The 5,299-nt window shown below is 73.5% G+C and carries 5 protein-coding genes and 1 pseudogene; 3 read left to right on the top strand and 3 right to left on the bottom strand.

What is annotated here, in order from left to right; all coding sequences use genetic code 11:
• Positions 1 to 181: pseudogene (locus tag ACIQOV_RS26140) on the bottom strand (hypothetical protein); the annotation flags it as partial.
• Positions 182 to 335: 154 nt separating this feature from the next.
• Positions 336 to 968: a pyridoxamine 5'-phosphate oxidase gene (gene pdxH / locus ACIQOV_RS26135; RefSeq protein ID WP_380538477.1), complete on the bottom strand. Its 633-nt coding sequence runs from the start codon at positions 966 to 968 to the stop codon at positions 336 to 338.
• 437 nt (positions 969 to 1,405) lie between these two features.
• On the opposite strand from pdxH, the gene ACIQOV_RS26130 reads away from it, so the two are divergent.
• Together ACIQOV_RS26130 and serC are read left to right on the top strand one after the other, a co-directional pair.
• A complete protein-coding gene (locus ACIQOV_RS26130; protein ID WP_387691571.1) occupies positions 1,406 to 2,506 on the top strand; it encodes a citrate synthase 2 in 1,101 nt (366 codons plus the stop codon).
• Between the two features lie 174 nt (positions 2,507 to 2,680).
• Entirely contained in the window at positions 2,681 to 3,808 is a 1,128-nt protein-coding gene (serC, locus tag ACIQOV_RS26125; protein WP_401052412.1) for a phosphoserine transaminase, read from the top strand.
• 289 nt (positions 3,809 to 4,097) lie between these two features.
• On the opposite strand, the gene thpR is transcribed toward serC, so the two are convergent.
• On the bottom strand, positions 4,098 to 4,685 hold the full coding sequence (thpR, locus tag ACIQOV_RS26120; RefSeq protein ID WP_401052409.1) for an RNA 2',3'-cyclic phosphodiesterase: 588 nt from the start codon (positions 4,683 to 4,685) through the stop codon (positions 4,098 to 4,100).
• Positions 4,686 to 4,729: 44 nt separating this feature from the next.
• On the opposite strand from thpR, the gene ACIQOV_RS26115 reads away from it, so the two are divergent.
• Positions 4,730 to 5,266: a GNAT family N-acetyltransferase gene (locus ACIQOV_RS26115; protein WP_401052406.1), complete on the top strand. Its 537-nt coding sequence runs from the start codon at positions 4,730 to 4,732 to the stop codon at positions 5,264 to 5,266.
• The last annotated feature ends 33 nt before the right edge of the window (positions 5,267 to 5,299 follow it).

Below are 5,299 nucleotides of genomic sequence, written 5' to 3'. Positions count from 1 at the left end.
AAGCAGCCGTGCTTCGAGTTCGAGCGCGACCTGTACACCGACCATCGTCCGCGACCACCCGGCGCAGCAGGTCACCGAGGACGGTGTCGGGCAGGGCGTCGAGTTCGTCGAGCGGCAGGGCGGCGACGTCGACCAGGTCAGAGCCGAGTCCAGCGGCGGTTCCCGCACCGGTGACGCCCATCAGTCCCTCACTCAGTCCCTCACTCGATCGTGTCGGCACGGCGGGCCGCCGGCCGGAGCTGCATCGGCCCAGGTCCGCGACGGGCATCCTACCGGACGGATGACGGTCCATCAGCTCCGCGCGGACGCCGCGCGGAGCCTTTGGGCCGAAGGGATCACGGGCAGAGCCGCTCCACCCGCCACCCCGTCGGGCCGGACGGGTCGGCGACGTAGCGGAGCCGGTCGTGCAGCCGGTTCTCCCGGCCCTGCCAGAACTCGACGCTCTGCGGGACCACCCGGTACCCGCCCCAGAACGGCGGGACGGGCACGCCCTCGCCCTCCGGGTAGCGCCGCTCCAGCTCGGCGTAGCGCTGTTCGAGGACCTCCCGGCCGCCGACCGGGCTGGACTGCTCGCTGGCCCAGGCGCCCAACTGGGAGCCGTGCGGGCGGGTGCGGAAGTAGGCGGCGGTCTCGTCCCGGCCGACCTTCTCCACCCGGCCCTGGACGATCACCTGGCGGGCCAGCGCGATCCACGGGAAGAGCAGCCCCGCGTACGGGTTGGCGGCCAGCTCGGAGCCCTTGCGGGAGCCGTAGTTGGTGAAGAACACGAAGCCGCGCAGGTCGTAGCCCTTGAGCAGGACGGTGCGCGAGCTGGGCCGCCCCTCGGCGTCGGCGGTGGAGAGCACCATGGCGTTGGGCTCCACCACCCCGGCGTCGTCCGCCTCGTGGAACCAGCGGGTGAACTGGCCGATCGGCTCGGGCGCGAGCCGCTCCTCGACCAGGCCCTCGTGGCTGTAGTGCTTGCGCATCACGGTGAGGTCCGGTCCGGGGCGGGCCTCGTCGGCCAGGGTCCGGTTGGCGGGGCTCGGGGGCGTCGACTGGGCGCGATCCGGGGTCTGCACGCCAACATCATCCCGTACGACAAGCAACGGGCGCCGCTACCTCCGGACAAACCCCGGTGGGAGATGAGGTGACCCGCCGCCGCTTGACCGCCCGCCCCGTGGGGAATTGTCCGGAACAAGGCGTTTGGTTCCCGGGATCGCAGGGGTTCCGGCGCTCCCCCGGGCGCGACCGGCCCCTCCGGCGGGCACGTCGAGCGGGCCCGCGGGAAACATCACCACGGTGGTGTATGGCGCAATGCACCCCGTGCCTGTCACTCTGGCACCGAGTGCCAAACACCATTCGGTCACTGGTGCGCCGCCCCACCACGGCGGAGCGCCGATCACAGAACTGAGGGAGCCGTCGCATGTCCGATTTCGTACCCGGGCTTGAGGGAGTCGTCGCGTTCGAGAGCGAGATCGCCGAACCCGACCGTGAGGGCGGCGCCCTGCGGTACCGCGGTGTCGACATCGACGACCTGGTGGGCAACGTCTCCTTCGGCCACGTCTGGGGCCTGCTGGTGGACGGCAAGTTCAACCCCGGCCTGCCGGCCGCCGAGCCGTTCCCGATCCCCGTGCACTCCGGCGACATCCGGGTCGACGTGCAGTCCGCACTCGCCATGCTCGCCCCGGTCTGGGGCCTCAAGCCGCTGCTGGACATCGACGCCGAGCAGGCCCGCGACGACCTCGCCCGGGCCGCCGTGATGGCCCTGTCCTACGTCGCCCAGTCGGCCCGCGGCCAGGGCCTGCCGATGGTCCCGCAGAGCGAGATCGACAAGGCCGAGACGGTCGTCGAGCGGTTCATGATCCGCTGGCGGGGCGAGCCGGACCCGAAGCACGTCAAGGCCGTCGACGCCTACTGGACCTCGGCCGCCGAGCACGGCATGAACGCCTCCACCTTCACCGCCCGGGTCATCGCCTCCACCGGCGCCGACGTCGCGGCCGCCCTCTCGGGCGCGGTCGGCGCGATGTCCGGCCCGCTGCACGGCGGCGCGCCGTCGCGCGTGCTCGGCATGATCGAGGAGATCGAGCGCACCGGCGACGCGACCGCCTGGGTCAAGAACGCCCTGGACAAGGGCGAGCGCCTGATGGGCTTCGGCCACCGCGTCTACCGCGCCGAGGACCCGCGCGCCCGGGTGCTGCGCCGCACCGCCAAGGAGCTCGGTGCGCCGCGCTTCGAGGTCGCCGAGGCGCTGGAGAAGGCCGCGCTGGAGGAGCTGCACAACCGTCGCCCCGACCGCGTGCTGGCCACCAACGTCGAGTTCTGGGCCGCCATCATGCTGGACTTCGCCGAGGTCCCGGCGCACATGTTCACCTCGATGTTCACCTGCGCGCGCACCGCCGGCTGGTCGGCGCACATCCTGGAGCAGAAGCGCACGGGCCGGCTCGTGCGCCCCTCCGCGCGCTACATCGGCCCCGGCCCGCGCCGCCCCGAGGAGATCGAGGGCTGGGACGCCATCGTCCGCTGATCCCCTCCCCGGGGATACCGGACGAGCGTCCGGACAGTGCCCCTGAGCAGCGGGTCCGGCTCCGGCCGGGCCCGCTGCCGCCTGTCTGCGGCCCGCCTCCGAGCAACAGTGATCACGGTCTCAGCGGGCGGACGGCCGTACCCCGCCGAACCCTCCGGCCGGTAGGCTGCGCGTGTGGCTCAGATCCAGATCCCCGCTGACATCAAGCCCGCAGACGGCCGTTTCGGCTGCGGACCGTCCAAGGTGCGCCCCGAGGCCCTGAGTGCCCTCGCCGCGACCCAGACCTCCCTGCTCGGCACCTCGCACCGCCAGGCCCCGATCAAGGACCTGGTCAAGCGCGTGCGCGAGGGCGTGAGCAGCCTGTTCTCGCTGCCGGACGGCTACGAAGTCGTCCTCGGCAACGGCGGCTCCACCGCCTTCTGGGACATCGCCGCCTTCGGCCTGGTGCGGGAGAAGTCCCAGCACCTGGACTTCGGCGAGTTCTCCTCGAAGTTCGCCTCCTCGGTCAAGGCCGCGCCGTGGCTCGGCGAGCCGACCGTGATCAAGACCGCCCCGGGCACCCACCCGCTGCCGGTCGCCGAGGCCGGCGTGGACGTCTACGGGCTCACCCACAACGAGACCTCGACCGGCGTCGCGATGCCGATCGGGCGTCCGGTGGGCGCGGACGAGGGCTCGCTGGTCCTGGTGGACGCGACCTCGGGCGCCGGCGGCCTGCCGGTGGACATCACCGAGACGGACGTCTACTACTTCGCCCCGCAGAAGTCCTTCGCCTCCGAGGGCGGCCTGTGGCTGGCGACCTTCTCCCCGGCCGCGCTGGAGCGCGCCGCCGAGATCGCCGGCTCCGGCCGCTACATCCCGCCGTTCTTCTCGCTGCCGACGGCCATCGACAACTCGTCGAAGGACCAGACGTACAACACCCCGTCGCTCTCCACCCTCTTCCTGCTGGCCGACCAGCTGGAGTGGCTGAACGGCAACGGCGGGCTGGACTGGGCGGTCGCCCGCACCGCGGACTCCTCGTCCCGGCTGTACTCCTGGGCCGAGAAGTCCGCCTACGCCACCCCGTTCGTGGCGAACCCGGCCGAGCGCTCCCAGGTGGTCGGCACCATCGACTTCGACGAGTCGGTGGACGCCGCCGCGGTCGCCAAGGCACTGCGTGCCAACGGCATCGTGGACACCGAGCCGTACCGCAAGCTGGGCCGCAACCAGCTGCGCATCGCGATGTTCCCGGCGATCGACCCGGCGGACGTCGAGGCGCTCACCCACTGCATCGACCACGTGGTCGAGCAGCTCGCGCAGGTCTGACCGGTCCCCCGAGGACACGGCCGAGGGCCACCGCCGACGGGCGGTGGCCCTCTCGCCGTTCCGGGGCCGGGCCGGGGGCCGCCCTAGCGGCCGGCCAGCGAGCTGATCAGCACGACGACCAGCATCAGCACCAGGGTGCCGGAGACGATGCGCATACGAGTCTTGGGATCCACGGTCATCGAGCGTACCTCCGGCCCGCCCCGGACTCCTCCCGGGCCCTGGCCCCGGGCCTTCCCGGGGCCGTCCCCGGACCTCGCGGCCCCGGTCCCGGAACCGCCCCCCGGGGGCCTCAGCCCCAGTCCGCCAGCGGCCAGGAGCGCAGCGACTCGTAGTGGACGGAGCCGCCGCCCGGGTCGCTGCGCACCAGGTGCAGCCCGGTGGCGTCCCACTCCGGCCCCCGGTAGTCGGCCAGCGCCGCCACCAGGCCGTCCAGCTCGGCCGCCGCGACCCGCCGCACGGCCCTGCGGTGGCCGCGCGAGGAGCCGGCCCGGGCGAGGGTGAGGTGCGGGTGGAAGGCGTAGTCGTCGGTCGCCCCGGTGACCTCGGCGGTGGCCGCGGTGACGGCGTCGGCCAGCCGGCGCAGCGCCCAGGTCCGGCCCTCGACCCCGGCCCAGAGCACCCGGTCGCCGAACCGCCCGGCGCCCGCGATCCGCAGCCGGTGCACCGGGTGGACCTCGGCGACGGCGTCCAGGCCCGCCGCCAGCTCCGGCAGCCGCTCGGCCGGCACCTCGCCCAGGAAGGCCAGGGTCAGGTGCCAGCCCTCGACGCCGGTCCAGCGCAGCCGTTCCGCCCCGGGCAGCTCCCGCAGCGGTGCGACCGCGTCGCCGAGCCCCTGCAGCGCCTCTGCGGGCGGCAGCACCGCCACGAACAACCTCATGGATCAATCTTCCCGCGCACCCCGGTTCGGGATAGAACGGATCCATGATCGATTCCAGCGGCGTGAAGATCCGCACCGGAGGCCCCGAGGACATCCCCGACGTCCTCGCCCTGCTCGACGGCGCCGTGGCCTGGCTGGCCGGCCGCGGCCGCACCGGCCAGTGGGGCGACCGGCCCTTCAGCACCGACCCGGCCCGGGTGGAGCACATCGCGAAGTACGGCGCCGAGCCGTTCCTGATCCGTCTCGCGGTGGACGACCGGGGCCGCACGGTCGGCTCCTGCGTGCTGTCCGAGGAGCGCGGCGCGTACGTCCCCGCCGTGGCCGAGCGCGAGCTGTTCGTCCGCAACCTGGTCACCGACCGCACCCGCAAGGGCTCGGGCATCGGCGCCGCGCTGATCGCCGACGCGGTGGAGGAGGCCCGCCGCCGCGGCATCGGCCTGCTCCGGGTGGACTGCTACGCCGGCGCCGACCGCGGACTGGTCGCCCAGTACCGGGCGCTCGGCTTCACCGAGACCGAGGGCTTCGAGGTCGAGCGGCCGGACGGCGTCTGGCCGGGCCAGGTCCTCGCCATCCGGCTCTGAAACGCCACGGGCCCCCGGGACGCCTCCCGGGGG

Origin of the sequence: Kitasatospora sp. NPDC091257 (genome assembly GCF_044757675.1) — a bacterium.
Taxonomy (GTDB): domain Bacteria; phylum Actinomycetota; class Actinomycetes; order Streptomycetales; family Streptomycetaceae; genus Kitasatospora; species Kitasatospora lactacystinica.
This window is presented reverse-complemented; position numbering and strand designations above follow the sequence as displayed.